Here is a 17,615-nt window from a genome sequence, read left to right as displayed (position 1 = left end):
TGATAGTGAGCATATCCAAGCAAAAAAAGGGCGTCGACCATGTAGTCGACGCCCTTTTTTATATGGCTAGCTGAATCAGCTCTTACGAATCACGCCACCACCCGTTCCATCGCCCTTGATGATGCTCAGCGCCGACGCGATCATCGAACTCATCTCCGACAAATTCCCCGGCACGATCAGCGTATTACCCTGCTTCGCGATGTTCCCGAACGCAGTGACATATTGCTCTGCAACCTTCAGGTTCACCGCTTCCATGCCGCCGGCTGTTTGTATCGCCGCACCAATCTTCTCAATTGCCTGAGCATTCGCGACAGCCACCGCCAGAATGGCCGACGCCTCGCCTTCGGCCTGATTGATCTGCGCCTGACGCTCGCCTTCCGACTTGTGGATGGCCGCCTCACGCGCGCCCCACGCAATATTGATCTGCTCCTGCTTGCGACCTTCCGACGCAGCAATCACCGCCCGCTTCTCGCGCTCGGCCGTGATTTGCGCCTGCATCGCGTGCAGGATCTCCTTCGGCGGCGTCAAATCCTTGATTTCATAGCGCAGCACCTTCACGCCCCAGTTCGCCGCAGCCTGATCGAGTGACGTCACAATGCTGTGATTGATGTAGTCGCGTTCTTCGAAGGTCTTGTCGAGTTCGAGCTTGCCGATCACCGAACGCAGCGTGGTCTGCGACAACTGCGTGATGGCGTAGATGAAGTTGCTTGACCCATACGACGCCTTCATGGCGTCGGTCACCTGAAAGTACAGCACGCCGTCCACCTGCAACTGCGTGTTGTCGCGCGTGATACAGACCTGGCTCGGCACTTCCAGTGGAATTTCCTTCAGCACGTGCTTGTAGGCCACGCGATCGACAAACGGCACGACGATGGTCAGCCCCGGCGTGAGGGTCGCGTGATAGCGCCCGAGCCGTTCCAGCACCCATGCGTGTTGCTGCGGCACGATCTTGATCGTCTGCGCGGCAATCGCAATGACGATAATCAACAAAATTGCCCCGATGATAGTCACGTCCATCTCTACTCCTTGTTATGCGTGTCTTACTTGTCGACCGGCTTATGAAAACTTAAGCCCGGCCTTAAGCCCAATTTCCATCTTCTCAGCGGGTTGCCGCAACGACCAGCGTGTTGCCGGAAAACGCCGTGATCCTGTACATATGCGCGCCTTCAGTCTCCCCCGGCGCCAGTTCAATGTCCCATTCCGCCCCGCGATACAACGCCCGCGCGCGGCCCTCGTGCCACTCGTTCACCTTCAGCGTCTCGCCAATGTCCAGGTTCACGCCCGGATCATGCGATGCATCGCGCCGGGTAACGTGACCCAGCTTCGAGCGCCGCAATACGGTGACGGCGATCATCGCGACCAACGCGGCTATGAGCAGCTCGATCTCCAGTCCCGCTCCAAACAAATGCGCGATCCCGCCCGCGACAAAACCCACCGCCACCATCAACAGATAAAACGTGCCGGACATCAACTCGAGCAACACGAGCACCCCGGCGCCGATCCACCAGAAAAGTCCGTTAGCAGCCATGCGATTCTCCAAACAAAAACACCCCGGAACGTCCGGGGTGTTATAGCACGCTTACTGTTTTGAAAGCTTGATACTCTTTCGATACAGCCGCATGTTTTACTTATTCAAAGCTTTGGCCAGCGTCTTCCATGTGTCGATAATCGTGTCCGGATTCAGCGACATCGACTCAATGCCTTCCTTCGCAAGCCATTCGGCGAGATCCGGATGGTCCGACGGACCCTGACCGCAAATGCCCACGTACTTGTTCAGCCGCAGACAGGTTTCGATCGCGCGCTTCAGCATGAACTTCACAGCCGGGTCGCGTTCGTCAAAGTCGATTGCAAGCAACTCCATGCCCGAATCACGGTCCAGACCCAGTGTGAGCTGTGTCAGATCGTTCGATCCGATTGAGAAACCGTCGAAGAATTGCAGGAACTCTTCGGCAAGAATCGCGTTCGACGGAATCTCGCACATCATGATCAACCGCAGACCGTTCACGCCGCGTTTCAGGCCGAACTTCTCGAGCAGGCCAACCACTTTCTCAGCCTGCGCCAGCGTACGCACGAACGGCACCATGATCTCGACGTTATCCAGACCCATCTCTTCGCGCACCTTCTTCAACGCGACACATTCCATCTGGAAGGCTTCGGCGAAGTCCTCCGAGATGTAACGCGATGCGCCACGGAAGCCGAGCATTGGATTCTCTTCGTCCGGCTCGTAACGCGAACCGCCGATCAGCTTCTTGTACTCGTTCGACTTGAAGTCGGACAGGCGCACGATCACCGGCTTCGGATAGAACGCCGCCGCGATCGTCGCGATACCTTCGGTCAGCTTGTCGACGTAGAACGCACGCGGCGATGCATGACCACGCGCCACGCTTTCCACTGCCTTCTTCAGGTCGGCATCAATGTTCGGGTACTCGAGAATCGCCCTCGGATGCACGCCGATGTTGTTATTGATAATGAACTCGAGCCGCGCCAGACCCACGCCTGCATTCGGCAGATGCGAGAAGTCGAACGCGAGTTGCGGATTGCCGACGTTCATCATGATCTTGACCGGGATCTCGGGCAGTTCGCCGCGCTCGACTTCGGTCACTTCGGTTTCGAGCAGGCCGTCGTAGATCTTGCCTTCGTCGCCTTCCGCGCACGACACCGTCACCAACTGGCCTTCCTTCAGCACGTCGGTTGCGTCGCCGCAACCCACCACAGCCGGCACGCCCAGTTCGCGCGCGATGATGGCCGCGTGGCAGGTGCGTCCGCCGCGATTGGTCACGATAGCCGATGCACGCTTCATCACCGGCTCCCAGTTCGGGTCGGTCATGTCGGCCACCAGCACGTCGCCGGGCTGAACACGATCCATCTCTGACGGATCGTGAATCACGCGCACCGGACCTGCGCCAATCTTCTGGCCGATAGCACGGCCCGTGGCCAGCACGTTCGACTGGCCCTTGAGCTTGAAGCGCATTTCCGCCTTGCCCGCAGCCTGGCTCTTCACCGTTTCAGGACGTGCCTGAAGAATGAAGATCTTGCCGTCGCGGCCGTCCTTGCCCCACTCGATATCCATCGGACGCTGATAATGCTTTTCGATGATCACCGCGTACTTCGCGAGCTGGATCACGTCTGCGTCGGTGATGGAAAAGCGGTTACGCTGCTCGTGCGACACGTCGACGGTCTTCACGCGGCCGGCTTCGCCAGCGTTCGTGAATTCCATCTTGATGAGCTTCGAGCCGATCGAGCGGCGGATGATCGGGTACTTGCCTTGTTCGAGCGTGGTTTTGAAGACGTAGAACTCGTCCGGATTCACGGCGCCCTGCACGACCGTTTCGCCCAGGCCGTAGCTCGACGTAATGAACACGGCGTCCTTGAAACCAGATTCGGTATCGAGCGTGAACATCACGCCGGCCGCGCCCACGTCCGAGCGGACCATGCGCTGCACGCCCGCCGACAACGCGACTTCAGCGTGCGTAAAACCCTTATGCACCCGATACGAAATAGCGCGGTCGTTATACAGCGACGCGAACACGTGCTTCATGCGATCGAGCACTTCGTCGATGCCGACCACGTTCAGATAGCTTTCCTGCTGACCCGCGAACGATGCGTCCGGCAAGTCTTCAGCAGTCGCCGAAGACCGCACGGCGAATGACAGCTCTTCCGGCGAACTGGCCTGAAGCGTATCGAAGCCTTTGCGAATCAGTTCTTCGAGGCGCGGTTGCATCGGCGCGTCGACGATCCATTGGCGGATCTCCTTGCCAGCTTCGGCCAAGGCTTTCACGTCGTCGACGTCGAAGAGTTCCAGACGTTTGGCGATGCGATCGGTCAGGTTATTGTGATGCAGGAAATCGCGAAATGCCTGTGCCGTGGTCGCAAAACCAGTGGGCACCTGAACGCCGGCTTCGGCGAGCTGGCTGATCATCTCGCCGAGCGACGCATTCTTGCCGCCGACAATGTCGACGTCGGTCATTCGCAACTGCTCGAATGGAACTACATACGCTTGGTCCTTTGCAACGTTAGCTTCGTTAGTCATGTAAGCCCCTAAGGTGGATGGAATTCACGATCATGCAAGTGGGCTCGCAGCGGCGGCGCTCATTGGGGGCGCGTACCGCAACCTGCATAACCTGTTTGATAAGCACATGCCGCATGTTTCGATCCACGCGCCGTTTGGGGGCGGGACGTGTCGTGTAGCCATCGAACGTGAGCCCTTCCAAAACCGCGTTGCGATGCTGGAAAACACGACTTCGAAACACATCGATATCGGTTAAAACTGCCCATAAAATCTACGTTTTGTCTCGAAAACGCACGAATGGGCGGTAACTTCCGTGAATCGATGATTAATCGTCCGCAATTGCTTATCGAACAGGTTGCCGCTATTCTACCGTGCTACCTCTGGGAAATGTTTCATCGCGGGGCATAAAAGCGCTGCGTAATGAGACCCTTCACACGTGGATGGTGTGGCGGCGCACATCAGGTGTTTTAGTGGATGCTTAGTTTGGAGTTATTAGCCTGACGCCGCGCCCGGTGCGACGTAGATAAGTGTTCATGCCCAGGCCTTTTGCGTCAATCCGTCCGACCCATTAATCGACCATAATCAGCGTCAATTCATTTCACAACATTTCACGACCCTCAACGCCGATGCCGCCTACCGTATTCATCGTTTCCGATGGCACCGGGATCACTGCCGAGACCTTCGCGCATTCGATCCTGTCCCAGTTCGACCAGAAATTCCGGCTCGTGCGCGTGCCGTTTGTTGACTCGACCGAGAAGGCGCATGCGACCATCGCGAAGATCAACGAGGCGGTGTCACTCGATGGGCGTCGGCCGATTGTGTTCACCACGCTGGTGGACAGCGCGTCGAACGAGATCGTGCGGCGGTCGAACGCGCTGGTGCTGAACATGTTCCAGACGTTTATCGAGCCATTGGAACTGGAACTCGACATCAAGTCGACGCACGCGATGGGCCGGGTCCACCAGAACGCGGATACGGACGAATACAAGAACCGGATCGAGGCGATCAATTTTTCGCTGGCGCATGACGACGGCCAGTCGAATCGGAATCTTTCCGATGCCGATGTGATCCTGGTCGGTGTGTCGCGTAGCGGCAAGACGCCGACGTCGCTTTATCTGGCGATGCAGTACGGTGTGAAAGCGGCGAATTATCCGTTGATTCCCGAGGACTTTGAACGTGGGCGGTTGCCTACGCCGTTGCTTCCGTATCGGGAAAAGATGTTTGGCTTGTCGATCGATCCGCAGCGGCTGGCGGAGATTCGCAACGAACGGCGGCCAGGGAGCAAGTATGCGGCGCTGGAGAATTGCCGCTATGAGATCAACGAAGCCGAAGCGATGATGAAACGCGAAGGGGTCAAGTGGTTATCGTCGACGCATAAGTCGATTGAGGAAATCGCTACGACCATCTTGCAGGAAATCCGCTTGGAACGACCTTCGTACTACTAGTTTTCGCTCGCGCCGGTGGACGGGTTTTGGGGGCGGGTGGGTTTGGAGTTGGCGGTCGGGGTTGGTGCTGGGGTGGTCGGTTCTGGGGTTAGCGGTCGGGGTCTATGCCGGGTTGCTGCTTTCAGCGTTAGTGGTCTGCGAGAGTCGGATTTTCTCTTTATCACTATTAGCCACTGTGCGTGGCGGCACGTCATTTCTTTGTCCAAAGCGACAAAGAAACGAAGCAAAGAAAACGCTTTCAAACACGCTACCCTAAGTGTCCACAGCGTGCAGTTTCTATTCATAGGTGCCCCAAAAGCACGGTGCTCGCCAGAGCGGAGGATGTTTGAACCCCTCCTTCTCGCGAATCCTGACACGAACACGCTTCGCCCCCAACGCTCTCGGGCAAGCACCATTGCTAAGGAACCCGCACGGCCTTAAGGGTATTTGCTTCTGCGGTTCTTCGTGGATTAGCTACCTGGTCTGTGCGACCGAATTCATTGGCCACAGCTTCATGCGTGTTTGTGTTTACTGCTTCAGTTTTTTGTGAATTGGCTGCGCGTTCTGTACAGCTATTTTCGTCGGTTACGGCCACCCGCATCTTCGCGGCTTCGTTTCTTGGCGGGTTGGCGACGAGGTTCGAGGCGCGTACACATTGGAGGGAGGTTGTCCGCGGATAGCGCGGGGTGCTCCTTGGGCAGGTTCAATCACTGGTGGCGAAGCGTGTGGTTCCTTGACAATGGTGCTTGCCCGAGAGCGTACGGGGCGAAGCGTGTTCATGTCAGGATTCGCGAGAAGGAGGGGTTCACACATCCGGCGCTCTGGCGAGCACCGTGCTTTTGGGGCACCTATGAATGGAAACTGCACGCTGTGGACACTTAGGGTAGCGTGGTTTAAAAGCGCTTTCTTTGCTTCGTTTCTTTGTCGCTTTGGACAAAGAAATGACGTGCCGCCACGCACAGTGGCTAATAGTGATAAAGAGAATATCCGACTCTCGCAGACCACTAACATTGAAAGCAGCAACCCGGCATCAACCCCGACCACTAACCCCAAAACCGACCACCCCAGCACCGACCCCAACCACTACACCCCAAACCACCGCCACCCCCTAGCGCGAGCGAAATCCCTGCCGACATTGCTCAAAAAGGCAAACCGCGGCGGCGGCCGCCACATTCAGCGATTCCATGCCGCCCGGCTGGGGAATGGTCACCCGAAGCGTCGCGTGGTCGCGCCAAAATGGCGAAACACCCGCACCCTCATTGCCCATGATCCAAGCCACAGGCCCCGACAAATCCACATCGTAGATCGCCTTCGCACCGTGCGAATCAGTGATAGTCACCCGCACCTCGGGAGAAAACCGCGACAACAATTCCGCCGGTTCAACATCCTCGTAAATGCCGAGCAGGAAATGCGCGCCCATGCCAGCCCGCAGCACCTTCGATGACCACGCAAACACCGTCCCGGGCATGCAAAACACATGCTGAATCCCAGCCGCCGCGGCACTCCGCAAAATAGATCCAACATTGCCGGCGTCCTGGATGCCATCGAGAACCAGACACGTCCCGGTAATGCGCTCGGGCAACAATGGCGCAACCTTCTCGACCAGCAACACCATCCCCACACCATGCACGACACTCGATAGCTGTCCGAACAAAGCATCGGGTAACGTATAAACATGCGCAGGATCGATTCGCCCGACAATCTGCCGCGCTTCATCGTGCTGAAGCGCACCCTCGGTGACAACGCACGTCTCAGGCTGCCCACCCACATCAAGATAAGCACTGGCGAGATGCAGCCCTTCGAGCAACGCGTGACCGCTGCGGCGCTGCTGCGCGGTCGATCCGGCGAGCGCCTTCAGGCGCTTGTAAAGCGGGTTATCCCGCGAGGTAATGGCTTTCACTTGGGGAAAATTCAGAACGGAGGAGCGTCGATGCCCTGCTCCGCGGCAGCCGCTTCCAGCACCCCGGCTGCAACGACCGGCAGCGCCGTGCCCAATCGCGCATGCGCCTCGCGCACGGGCGCAAACGAACGCCGATGATGCTCGCAAGGCCCATGTTCAAGCAACGCCCTAAGATGCTGTGGCGTGCCGTAACCGGCGTGGGCATCGAAACCATAAACGGGGTGGACTTCGTGCAATTGCAACAGCATGCGGTCGCGCGTGACTTTAGCCAGAATCGACGCAGCCGAAATCTGCGCGATCAACGCGTCGCCACCAATAATAGCCACCGAACGCATCGACAATTGAGGACACCGGTTACCATCAATCTTCGCCACCGTCGGCGTAACCGACAGCCCTTCCACTGCGCGTTTCATCGCGAGCATGGTGGCGTGGAGAATGTTGATTGTGTCGATTTCCTCAACCGTCGCCGAAGCCACGCAATAAGCCAGCGCACGGTCGATAATCTTCTCGTACAACTCCTCGCGCTTCCTGGCGCTCAATACCTTCGAGTCGTCAAGTCCGCGAATCCTGGGTTTCGATGGATCGAAGATCACCGCAGCCGCAACCACAGGACCCGCCAGCGGGCCACGGCCAGCTTCGTCCACGCCGCAAATGACGTCGGACGGCGTATCGACATCGAAGTCGAACGCAGGCTGCCCCGCGCGCCGTACCACGCCTTTCGCGACGATCTTCGCCATTACCGCGGCCTCCTCGTTTCCAGAACCTGCGCCACGGCCTCGGCCGCGCGTTGTGCAGTGTTCTGACGCAGCGCGTGGTGCATTTCCGTGAAGATTTCCGTCAGTGTCGCGCGGTTCGCTTCGTCGTTCAACTGTTTGAGCGTGGCGTCGGCGAGCGCTTCCGGCGTGGCGAAATGCTGGAGAATCTCCGGCACGACAAACCGCCCGGCCAGAATGTTCGGCAAGCCGACATACGGCAAATAACCCTGCCGCTGCATGATCTGACCCGTCAGCCAGGGCACCTTGTACGAGATGACCATCGGCTTCTTAAGCAACGCCGCTTCCAGCGTCACCGTGCCGCTCTTGACCAGGATGGCGTCGGCGGCGGTCATCGCGACCTGGGCCTTGCCTTCAGTAATAGTCAGGGCCAGATTCGGATGGGCGGCCACCAGCGGCTGCAACAATTCGCGCAACGCGGCAGTCGCTGCCGGCATCACGAAACGCACACCGGGTTCGCGACGCTGCATCAATTCCATCGCGTCGAAAAAGGTCGGGCCGATCAGCGCGATCTCCGAACGCCGGCTACCCGGCAGCACGGCGATAATCGGTCCGCCTTCCGGCAAGCCCAATGCGCGCCGCGCGCCTTCAACGTCAGGCACGAGCGGGATTTCATCGGCGAGCGGATGGCCCACGTACGTGGACGCAATACCCGCCTTCTCCATCAACGCCGGCTCGAACGGGAACACGCACAGCATGTGATCGACGGCTTTGACGATCTTCTTGATCCGCCCGCCACGCCACGCCCAGATCGACGGACACACGAAATGCACCGTCGGAATACCGGCGTCGCGCAACGCATGTTCAAGACCGAAATTGAAATCGGGCGCATCCACGCCGATAAACACCGACGGCGGCTCCGCCAGCAGTTGCCGCTTAAGCTCGTTGCGAATGCCCAGGATCTCGGGAATATGCTTCAGCGCTTCGACATAACCGCGCACCGTGAGCTTGTCCATCGGCCAGTGCGCGTCGAAACCAACGGCCGTCATGCGTGGGCCGCCAATACCATTGAACTGCGTACCGGCCGGCAAGCGCTCATTCAGGCCGCCCAGCAGGGAAGCCGCGAGCAGATCGCCCGACGGCTCACCCGCCACCATCGCAACGCGCAGGGGGGCGGGGGCCAGCGTCATTGGGCGCTCGGTCAACGGATGATGCCGCGCTGCGACGCGTCGATAAAATCGGCCAGCGCCGTCACAGGCGCATCACCATCACCGCCTGCGGACGCGAGTTCGCGCAATTGCACCTTCGCTTCTTCAAGCGTCGCGCCGCTCTTGTACACCACGCGATACGCCGAACGCAGCGCCGAAATAGCCTCAGCCGAAAAGCCGCGCCGGCGTAGCCCTTCCACGTTGATACCGTGCGGTTCAGCCTTGTTACCGGCGGCAATCACGAATGGCGGAATGTCCTGCACGAGCGCCGAAGCGCCGCCCAGCATGGAATGCGCGCCAATGCGCACGAACTGATGCACGCCCGACATACCGCCGACAATGGCATGGTCGCCAATGATCACGTGCCCCGCCAGTTGCGCGTTGCTCGACATGACGATGTTGCTGCCGAGCTGGCAGTCATGGCCCACGTGCACGTATGCCATGATCCAGTTGTCGTCGCCGATGGTGGTCACGCCCGTATCCTGCACCGTGCCGGTATGAATGGTGGTGAATTCGCGGATGGTGTTGCGGTCGCCGATCACGAGCCGGGTGGGCTCGTCCTTGTACTTCATGTCCTGCGGCCGGCCGCCGACGGATGCGTAGTGGCCGATGCGGTTGTCGCTGCCGAGGACCGTATGGCCTTCGATTACGCTGTGCGAGCCGATAGTCGTGCGCGCGCCAATCTGCACGTGCTGGCCGACGATCGCGTACGGACCGACTTCGACGGATTCGTCGAGCTGCGCGCCCGGCTCGATGATCGCGGTAGGGTGAATCTTGCTCATGCGCCCTCGCTTGGTGTTCTGTTGCTGAGTTTGCTCTGCTCTGCCCTGATCAGCCGCGCCGGTTAAGGCGTGCCTGGCGTCTTCGTGTCGGCGGCCGTGTTCTTCACGGTGCACATCAACTCGGCTTCGGCTGCCACCGCACCGTCCACTTCGGCACGTGCGCTGAATTTCCAGATGCCGCGCATATAGCGCTCGAAGTTCACGTTCAGGATCAGCTGGTCGCCGGGTTCGACCACGCGCTTGAAACGCGCCTTGTCGATGCCCACGAAGTAATACAGGGTCGTTTCCGGATCGTGCGGTTCCTTTTCCTCGGCGAACGTCAGCAGCGCGGCCGCCTGCGCAAGCGCTTCGAGAATCAGCACGCCGGGCATCACCGGCCGTGTCGGGAAGTGACCCTGAAAATACGGCTCGTTGACCGTCACGTTCTTCAGCGCTTTGATGCTCTGATGCGGCGTGAGTTCGAGTACACGGTCGACAAGCAGGATCGGATACCGATGCGGCAGCAACGTGAGAATCTTGTGGATGTCTAGATTGATTTTTTCGGTGCTCATAGTCGTTCTGCTCGCGCGCTTCACAGCGCGGGTGTTGACTGCGAAACCGCTCGTCAGGAAACTTATAAGCTAACAAGCCTGCCAAGCGGCTTCGCGTGGGATGCCGGTTTTTACCGCGGGTTTTACCGCGGGTTTTACCGCGGGTTTTACCGTCTTAATGCTTGCCTGAAGTGCTGTCCGGGGTGTTATTCGCGGTGGTATCCGGGTTAATGCCTGCGGCTACCGCCGCTTCGAGCGTCTTGATGCGTTCCCGCAACTTGTCCAGATTACGCACAATGGCCGCGCTTTTGTTCCAGTCCGCGTGATTCACGGCGGGAAATGCGCTGGTGTACATGCCCGGCTTCAGCAGCGACTTCGACACGCCGGACTGTGCCGTGACAATCACGTAATCCGCCAGCGTTACGTGGCCCGCAATGCCCACCGCGCCGCCGATCATGCAATGCCGCCCGATATTCGTGCTGCCCGCAATGCCCGCACAGCCTGCAATCACCGTATAGGCGCCGATCCGGCAGTTATGCCCGATCTGGACCAGATTATCGATCTTTACGCCTTCCTCGATCACCGTGTCGGCCATTGCACCCCGGTCGATCGTGGTGTTCGCGCCAATCTCCACGTCCTGCGCCACGACCACGGCGCCGACTTGCGGGATCTTGACCCAGCTGCCGGTGCGCGCGTCGCCGTCGCCGGCAAAATCCGGCGCAAAACCAAAACCGTCAGCACCGATCACCGCACCCGCATGCACGATCACGCGCGCGCCGAGCTTACAGTCATGATAGACGGTCACGTGGGGATAAAGATGGACGTCGTCAGCCAGCTTCACGCCCCGACCGATAGTCACGCCCGCATCCAGCTTCACGCGCTCGCCAATCTCGGCACCGGCTTCCACGCTCACGTGCGGCCCGATCACGGCACTGGCGGCCACCTTCGCACGGGGATGGATAAACGCCGTGGGATGCACGCCGGGTTCGACCGGCGGCGTCGCGAGGTCGATGAAAACCTGCGCGACACGCGCAAAATAAGCGTAGGGATTCGCCGTGACAATAAAGTTACGCCCTTGCCGCGACGTCACTTTCTCCAGGTCCGCCGGCGAAATCAACACCGCACCGGCCTGCGTGCTTTCCACTTGAGACAAATACTTCAGGTTCGCGAGAAAGGCGAGTTGCGTGGGGCCGGCCTGGTCGAGCGGCGCGAGGCCGTTCACGCGATGCGCTGCATCGCCTGCTATGTCTCCACCGAACCGTTGTGTCAGTTCACCAAGCGTGATCGCGCTGTCTGATGCCATCCGGTACCGCTCCCGATCAGTTCGAACTACTAGCTGGATTGGCCGACAGGCTCGCCTGATTCGCGGCCAGCGCCTTCAGCACCTGATCGGTGATATCGATGCGCGGACTGACGTACACCGCTTCCTGCACGATCAGGTCGTAGTGCTGCGCCTCGGCAATCTGCTTGATGACCTTGTTGGCCCTGTCCAGCACGGCAGCAAGCTCTTCGTTGCGGCGCTGGTTCAGGTCTTCGCGAAATTCGCGCTGTTTGCGTTGGAAGTCCTGGTCGAGCTGCGACAAATCGCGTTGCTTGGAGGCACGGTCGGCAGGCGCCATGGCGGCGCCGTTCTTGTCCATTGCGTCCGACATGGTCTTCAGCCGCGCCGCCATGTCCTGCAACGCCTTGTCCCGCTTCGAAAACTCTTGTTCGAGCTTCGTCTGCGCCGCCTTGGCCGCTGCGGACTCACGCAAGATGCGATCGGAGTTGACGGCTGCAATCCGGGTCTCCTGCGCCTCTGCCTTGGCGGCACCCATCAGGCCGAGCGTCACCGACATAACAAGCGCCAACGCTACATGTTTCGAAAGCTTACCGGTTCGCAAAGTCTTCCTCACGTTACTTATTTACACCACTGACTGATGATGCCACCCAATCAGGTCACAGAATCAGATCACTAAGCCAAGCCTCTGCGTCAGGCGTCCCGGTTCCGCGACAAGAGCGGAAAACCGGGCCACCGACACATCCCGATCGCGGCTTAGAACGCCGTACCGATCTGGAACTGGAACTTCTGATACTGGTCGCCGGCATGCTTCGTCACAGGGAAGCCCAAGCTCAACTTGAGCGGACCAATTGGCGAAATCCACGCCAGACCGAAACCGTAACCATACCGCAGGCCGTTCGCACCCGTGCTGGTGCCGCCCTGACCCGGATCGCCCCAGACGTTACCGCCGTCAAGGAAGGTGAAGACGCGCAGCGTGCGGTCATAACCCGTACCCGGCAACGGGAAGGTCAGCTCGATGTTACCCACTGCCATGCGCGAACCGCCGATCGGGTCTCCCGTGGTCGTGTCACGCGGACCCAGTGAGCTCGGTTCATAACCGCGAACCGAGCCGATACCGCCAGCATAGTAGTTCTTGAAAATCGGGTACGTCTGGCCGTCCAGGCCCTTACCGTAGCCGCCCTGCAAGTTCAGGCCGAGCACGAAGCCGCGCGCGAACGAGTAGTAATACTGAACCTGGGCATCTGCCTTGATGTAGGTGGTGTTACCCGCCGGCGTACCGTATTCGAAGTTCGTCTGCGTGTAATACCCGCGGCTCGGGACCAATGCACTGTCACGATTGTCACGCGACCAGCCAACCGTCACCGGCACGTTGTTCACTACGCGGCCGAACTCGTTGACGTAGTCCTTGTAGCTCTGCGGCGTGTTGGCATCGACGTCGAGCGTGTTCTGCTCGAGGCCCGCGCCGAAGTACACCGTGTCCTGCTCCGAGAACGGAATGCCGAACTTCAGGTCACCACCAATGGTAACGATCTTGAAGCTCGAATCGGTCGAGTAATACAGCGGCTGATACGTGCGGTAGTACAGGTCGGTAATACGCTTGATGCCGTCGATGGTGAAATACGGATCGACTTGCGTCACCGTCAACGTCCGGTACGTCTTGGCCGTGTTGACATTGACCGAAAGGCTGGTACCCGAACCGAACACGTTGTCCTGCGACACGCCCGCTGACAGCACGACCTTGTCCGTCGACGAAAAACCCGCACCGAGCGTAATCGCGCCGGTCGGCTTTTCCGTGACTTTCACGTCCACGTCCACCTGGTCGTTCGTCCCTTCGACCGGAACCGTGGTCACATCGACATCGGTAAAGTACCCGAGACGATTCACGCGATCCTTCGACAGCGCCAGCCGGCTCGAATCGAACCATGAGCTTTCGAGCTGACGCATTTCCCGGCGCACGACTTCGTCACGTGTACGCGTATTGCCGGCGATGTTCACGCGCCGCACATACACGCGGCGGCTCGGATCCACATTCAGCGTCAGGTCGACGGAGTGATCGGCTTGATTGATCTGCGGCTGTGCGTTGACCTGCGCGAACGCGTAGCCATATTCGCCGAGCTTGTCGACGATGGACTTCGTGGTCGCCTGCAGCTTTTCGGCCGAGAAACGGTCACCCGGTTTGATCTTGATGAGCTTGGTCAGCTCCGCCTCGCGGTCAAGCAGATTGCCCGAAAGCTTGATCGCGCTGATCTTGTACGGCTCGCCTTCGTGCAGCGCGATCGTCAGGTACATGTCCTTCTTGTCGGGCGAGATGGACACCTGCGTCGAGTCGATGTTGAACTCGAGATAACCGCGATTCAGGTAGTACGAGCGCACGTTTTCAAGGTCGCCCGAGAGCTTGTCCTTCGCGTACAGGTCGTTCTTCGTGTACCACGAGAACCAGTTCGGCGTGGACAACTGCATCTCGTCGCGCAGCGTGCTCGTGCTGACCGCCTTGTTGCCGATGAAGTTGATCTGGCGGATCTTCGCGCTCGGACCTTCCGCCACCGAGAACAGGATCTGCACGCGGTTGCGGTCGACCGGCGTCACGGTAGTCGTGACTTCGGCAGCATAGAACCCGCGCGTCAGATACTGACGCTTGAGTTCCTGTTCTGCCTTGTCGACGAGCGCCTTGTCGTACGAGCGCCCTTGCGACAAGCCTACCGCGCGCAACGCCTTCGCCAGGTTGTCCTTTTCGAACTCGTGGATCCCGGAGAAATCGATTTGCGAAATGGCCGGACGTTCCTGCACCTGCACCACCACCACGTTGCCCTGTGTGGCGATCTGGACGTCATTGAAGAAGCCCGTTGCATAAAGCGCGCGAATTGCCTCGGAGGCTTTGTCGTCGGTGAACGTGTCGCCCTGCTTGATAGGCAAATAGGCGAATACCGAACCGGGTTCAATGCGCTGCAGGCCGTCAATCCGGATGTCCTGCACGACAAACGGCGTTGTCGCGTGCGCCGCCATTCCGGTTGCGGCCAATGCTGCGGCCACAGCCGACTTAGGAACAAAGCGATGAGGTTTGAACAACGTGCTTCCCCAGTGTGTATAGCTGCATCGAGCCGGACGGCGTTCGTTCAAGCGCCGCCAGACAAGATGAAAAAGGATCAAGGTTACGGCCAAGCCAGATCAAAAGCGGATCAGGCGGGCAAGGTCATTAAAGAGCGCGATCATCGACAAGGCGACGATGCAAACAAGACCCGCCCGCTGCAAAACCAACTGCCAGCGATCTGACACGGCTTTGCCGGTTGCGGCTTCAACCAAATAATATAACAGATGCCCACCGTCAAGAACCGGAATCGGTAACAAGTTCAATACGCCGAGGCTGATACTCACGAGCGCGAGGAACGACAGAAACGCCGACAATCCAAGCCGCGCGCTCTTGCCGGCGTAATCAGCGATCGTCACCGGCCCAGAAAGATTTTTCAGCGACGCTTCGCCCGTGATCATCCGCCCGAACATGCGCAGCGAATAAATGCTGATGTCCCAGGTCCGCCTGACGCCCAGCTGCAAGCTTTCGACCGGCCCGTAACGCACGTCCACCGCCGGAATCCGGGTCGCGAGCGACGCGCCGATCCGGCCGACATCGCGATGCGTGGCAGCGTCCTGCTTGAGCTCCGGCACGATCTGCACGGCGCGCTGCGCACCGTTGCGCTCGATTGTCAGCGAAACCGGCGTACCCGGACGATGCTGCACATAGTCGATAAAACCCATCGCGTTATCGATCTTTTTACCGTCGATAGCGCGCAACACGTCACCCGCCTGCAAGCCCGCTTTCGCCGCCGCGCTGCCCGCTTCCACGCCGGCCACCGCCAGCGTGCCGCCACCCGGCTCGAAGCCGAGTTTATCCATGAAATCCTGGTCGACGTCCTGATCGTCGATCTTGCCCACGCTCACCGGGAAATCGAACGTGCCCTCGTTCGTCTTGGCCGTCAGCACCACAGGGCGGTGATCGAATGAAGCATCGAGCAGTTTCCAGCGCAGATCGGACCACGAGCGCACCTTGTGCGTCTCGCCACTCGCGTCGCTGCTGCCCTGCACATCGCGCATTGAAACGATCGTCTCGCCGCCCTCGAAGCCCGCCTTGGCGGCGACGGTGTTAGGCGCGGGCGTCGCAAGAATCGCCGCCGGCTCAGACACACCCCCGGCAAACACGCCGGCGAACAACAAAATGGCGAGAATGAAGTTCGCCACCGGACCCGCTGCAACAATCGCGATCCGCTTGAACACCGGTTGACGATTGAATGCGCGCGGCAAATCGGCTTCGGGAATGCTCGCTTCCGCTTCCCGTTCGTCGAGCATCTTCACGTAGCCGCCCAGCGGCAGCGCGGAGATCGTCCACTCGGTGCCGGTGCTCTTGCTGACCCACTTCACGAGCGGCTTGCCGAATCCGACCGAAAATCGCAGGACCTTCACACCGCACAGTCGCGCGACGCTGTAATGGCCGAATTCGTGGACGACGACCAGCACGCCGATAGCCACCACAAACGCAACGATTTCAATCAGGAAGTTCATGGCGACCTCAGTGCAGGACGCGTTCGGCGTGCGGCGCGTCGGCTGTCAGCAAAGCGGCGAACTCGCCTGCCAGGCGACGCGCTTCGGCATCGGCGGCGAGCACTTCATCGAGCGTGGAGGCACTGCCGTTCGGCAACGCATCCAGCACGCGCTCGACCACTTCCCCGATCGCCATGAAGCCGATCCGGCGAGCAAGGAACGCCTCCACCGCGACCTCGTTGGCCGCGTTGAGCGCCGCGCTCGCGGTGCCGCCGGCTTCCAGCGCCTTCAGCGCGAGCGCGAGGCAAGGGAAACGTTTCAGGTCAGGCTTCTCGAAGGTGAGCGACACAATTTGTGCGAGATCAAGTTGAGCGACACCTGAATCCACACGTTCCGGAAACGCCAGCGCATAGGCGATCGGCGTGCGCATGTCGGGGTTGCCGAGTTGTGCGAGTACCGAACCGTCCGCGTAAGAAACAAGCGAATGAATCACGCTTTGTGGATGGATCAGCACTTCGATGCGCGATCCCGGCACGTTGAAAAGCCAATGCGCCTCGATCACTTCGAGACCCTTGTTCATCATCGTGGCGGAATCGACGGAAATCTTGCGGCCCATCGCCCAGTTCGGATGCTTGCAGGCTTCGTCGGGCGTGACGTGGCGCAGCGTTGACGGCTCGCGGGTGCGGAACGGGCCGCCGGATGCCGTCAAAATAATCTTCGATACCCCCCCGTGCAGCGCTATTTCACGCGGCATGCACTGGAACACCGCGTTGTGCTCGCTATCGACCGGGAGGAGCACCGCGCCATTGTCGTGCACCGCGTCGATGAAAATCTTGCCCGACATGACCAGCGCTTCCTTGTTGGCCAGCAGGATGCGCTTGCCCGCACGGGCGGCAGCCAACGTGGGCGCGAGCCCCGCAGCGCCGACAATAGCAGCCACCACCGTGTCGCAACCGGCGCTCGCCGAAGCGTCTACAAGCGCTTGCGGGCCGTAGCTCACCTCGGTCTTGCAGCCTTGGGCGCGCAGTGCGGCGGCGACCTTCGCGGCGGTATCGGCGTCACCGACCACCGCCACTTCCGGCTGGAACCGCACACATTGATCGACGAGCTTGTCGCCGTTGCGATGCGCGCTCAGCGCGTAGACCTTGAAACGGTCCGGGTGCCGCGCCACGACGTCGAGCGTGCTTTCGCCGATCGAGCCCGTGGAGCCGAGCAGAGTCAGACGTTTTTGCATAAA

At 59.8% G+C, this 17,615-nt stretch carries 14 protein-coding genes; 1 reads left to right on the top strand and 13 read right to left on the bottom strand.

Going from position 1 to position 17,615, the window contains the following annotated elements; translation table 11 throughout:
• Positions 1-75: 75 nt before the first annotated feature.
• From ACSQ8V_RS06975 to ppsA, 3 genes are all read right to left on the bottom strand, one after another.
• Positions 76-1,017, bottom strand: coding sequence for an SPFH domain-containing protein (locus ACSQ8V_RS06975; protein ID WP_213764120.1), 942 nt, complete (start codon positions 1,015-1,017; stop codon positions 76-78).
• An 82-nt stretch (positions 1,018-1,099) separates the two neighbouring features.
• Complete coding sequence (locus ACSQ8V_RS06970) at positions 1,100-1,528, bottom strand: NfeD family protein (RefSeq protein ID WP_436181281.1); 429 nt, start codon at positions 1,526-1,528, stop codon at positions 1,100-1,102.
• Between the two features lie 96 nt (positions 1,529-1,624).
• Positions 1,625-4,030 (bottom strand): phosphoenolpyruvate synthase, encoded by a 2,406-nt coding sequence (gene ppsA / locus ACSQ8V_RS06965; protein WP_436205279.1) that lies wholly within the window; start codon positions 4,028-4,030, stop codon positions 1,625-1,627.
• A gap of 605 nt (positions 4,031-4,635) precedes the next feature.
• Between ppsA and ppsR the strand changes: the two genes are divergently transcribed.
• Entirely contained in the window at positions 4,636-5,454 is an 819-nt protein-coding gene (gene ppsR / locus ACSQ8V_RS06960; protein WP_213764123.1) for a posphoenolpyruvate synthetase regulatory kinase/phosphorylase PpsR, read from the top strand.
• 1,087 nt (positions 5,455-6,541) lie between these two features.
• Here ppsR and ACSQ8V_RS06955 read toward each other — a convergent pair.
• The 10 genes from ACSQ8V_RS06955 to ACSQ8V_RS06910 all read right to left on the bottom strand — a co-directional run bounded on the left by ACSQ8V_RS06955 (position 6,542) and on the right by ACSQ8V_RS06910 (position 17,612).
• A complete protein-coding gene (locus tag ACSQ8V_RS06955) occupies positions 6,542-7,333 on the bottom strand; it encodes a TrmH family RNA methyltransferase (RefSeq protein ID WP_436205278.1) in 792 nt (263 codons plus the stop codon).
• An 11-nt stretch (positions 7,334-7,344) separates the two neighbouring features.
• Positions 7,345-8,070: a ribonuclease HII gene (gene rnhB / locus ACSQ8V_RS06950; protein ID WP_436181280.1), complete on the bottom strand. Its 726-nt coding sequence runs from the start codon at positions 8,068-8,070 to the stop codon at positions 7,345-7,347.
• On the bottom strand, positions 8,070-9,236 hold the full coding sequence (gene lpxB / locus ACSQ8V_RS06945; protein WP_213763086.1) for a lipid-A-disaccharide synthase: 1,167 nt from the start codon (positions 9,234-9,236) through the stop codon (positions 8,070-8,072). The genes rnhB and lpxB overlap by 1 nt, the downstream gene beginning before the upstream one ends.
• A gap of 11 nt (positions 9,237-9,247) precedes the next feature.
• Complete coding sequence (gene lpxA / locus ACSQ8V_RS06940; RefSeq protein WP_213763087.1) at positions 9,248-10,036, bottom strand: acyl-ACP--UDP-N-acetylglucosamine O-acyltransferase; 789 nt, start codon at positions 10,034-10,036, stop codon at positions 9,248-9,250.
• Positions 10,037-10,098: 62 nt separating this feature from the next.
• Complete coding sequence (fabZ, locus tag ACSQ8V_RS06935; protein ID WP_213763089.1) at positions 10,099-10,587, bottom strand: 3-hydroxyacyl-ACP dehydratase FabZ; 489 nt, start codon at positions 10,585-10,587, stop codon at positions 10,099-10,101.
• A gap of 154 nt (positions 10,588-10,741) precedes the next feature.
• Positions 10,742-11,869: a UDP-3-O-(3-hydroxymyristoyl)glucosamine N-acyltransferase gene (gene lpxD / locus ACSQ8V_RS06930; protein WP_213763091.1), complete on the bottom strand. Its 1,128-nt coding sequence runs from the start codon at positions 11,867-11,869 to the stop codon at positions 10,742-10,744.
• Between the two features lie 16 nt (positions 11,870-11,885).
• Positions 11,886-12,404 carry an OmpH family outer membrane protein gene (locus ACSQ8V_RS06925; RefSeq protein WP_213763093.1) on the bottom strand — a complete coding sequence of 173 codons (519 nt, stop codon included), beginning with the start codon at positions 12,402-12,404 and terminating at the stop codon, positions 11,886-11,888.
• A 197-nt stretch (positions 12,405-12,601) separates the two neighbouring features.
• A complete protein-coding gene (bamA, locus tag ACSQ8V_RS06920) occupies positions 12,602-14,914 on the bottom strand; it encodes an outer membrane protein assembly factor BamA (protein ID WP_213763094.1) in 2,313 nt (770 codons plus the stop codon).
• A 99-nt stretch (positions 14,915-15,013) separates the two neighbouring features.
• On the bottom strand, positions 15,014-16,399 hold the full coding sequence (rseP, locus tag ACSQ8V_RS06915; protein ID WP_213763095.1) for an RIP metalloprotease RseP: 1,386 nt from the start codon (positions 16,397-16,399) through the stop codon (positions 15,014-15,016).
• 7 nt (positions 16,400-16,406) lie between these two features.
• Complete coding sequence (locus tag ACSQ8V_RS06910; protein ID WP_436205277.1) at positions 16,407-17,612, bottom strand: 1-deoxy-D-xylulose-5-phosphate reductoisomerase; 1,206 nt, start codon at positions 17,610-17,612, stop codon at positions 16,407-16,409.
• Positions 17,613-17,615: the final 3 nt, after the last annotated feature.

Origin of the sequence: Caballeronia sp. LjRoot31, assembly GCF_964253885.1 — a bacterium.
Lineage (GTDB): Bacteria > Pseudomonadota > Gammaproteobacteria > Burkholderiales > Burkholderiaceae > Caballeronia.
The sequence above is the reverse complement of the archived record's forward strand: the minus strand, read 5'-3'. Positions and strand labels throughout refer to the sequence as shown.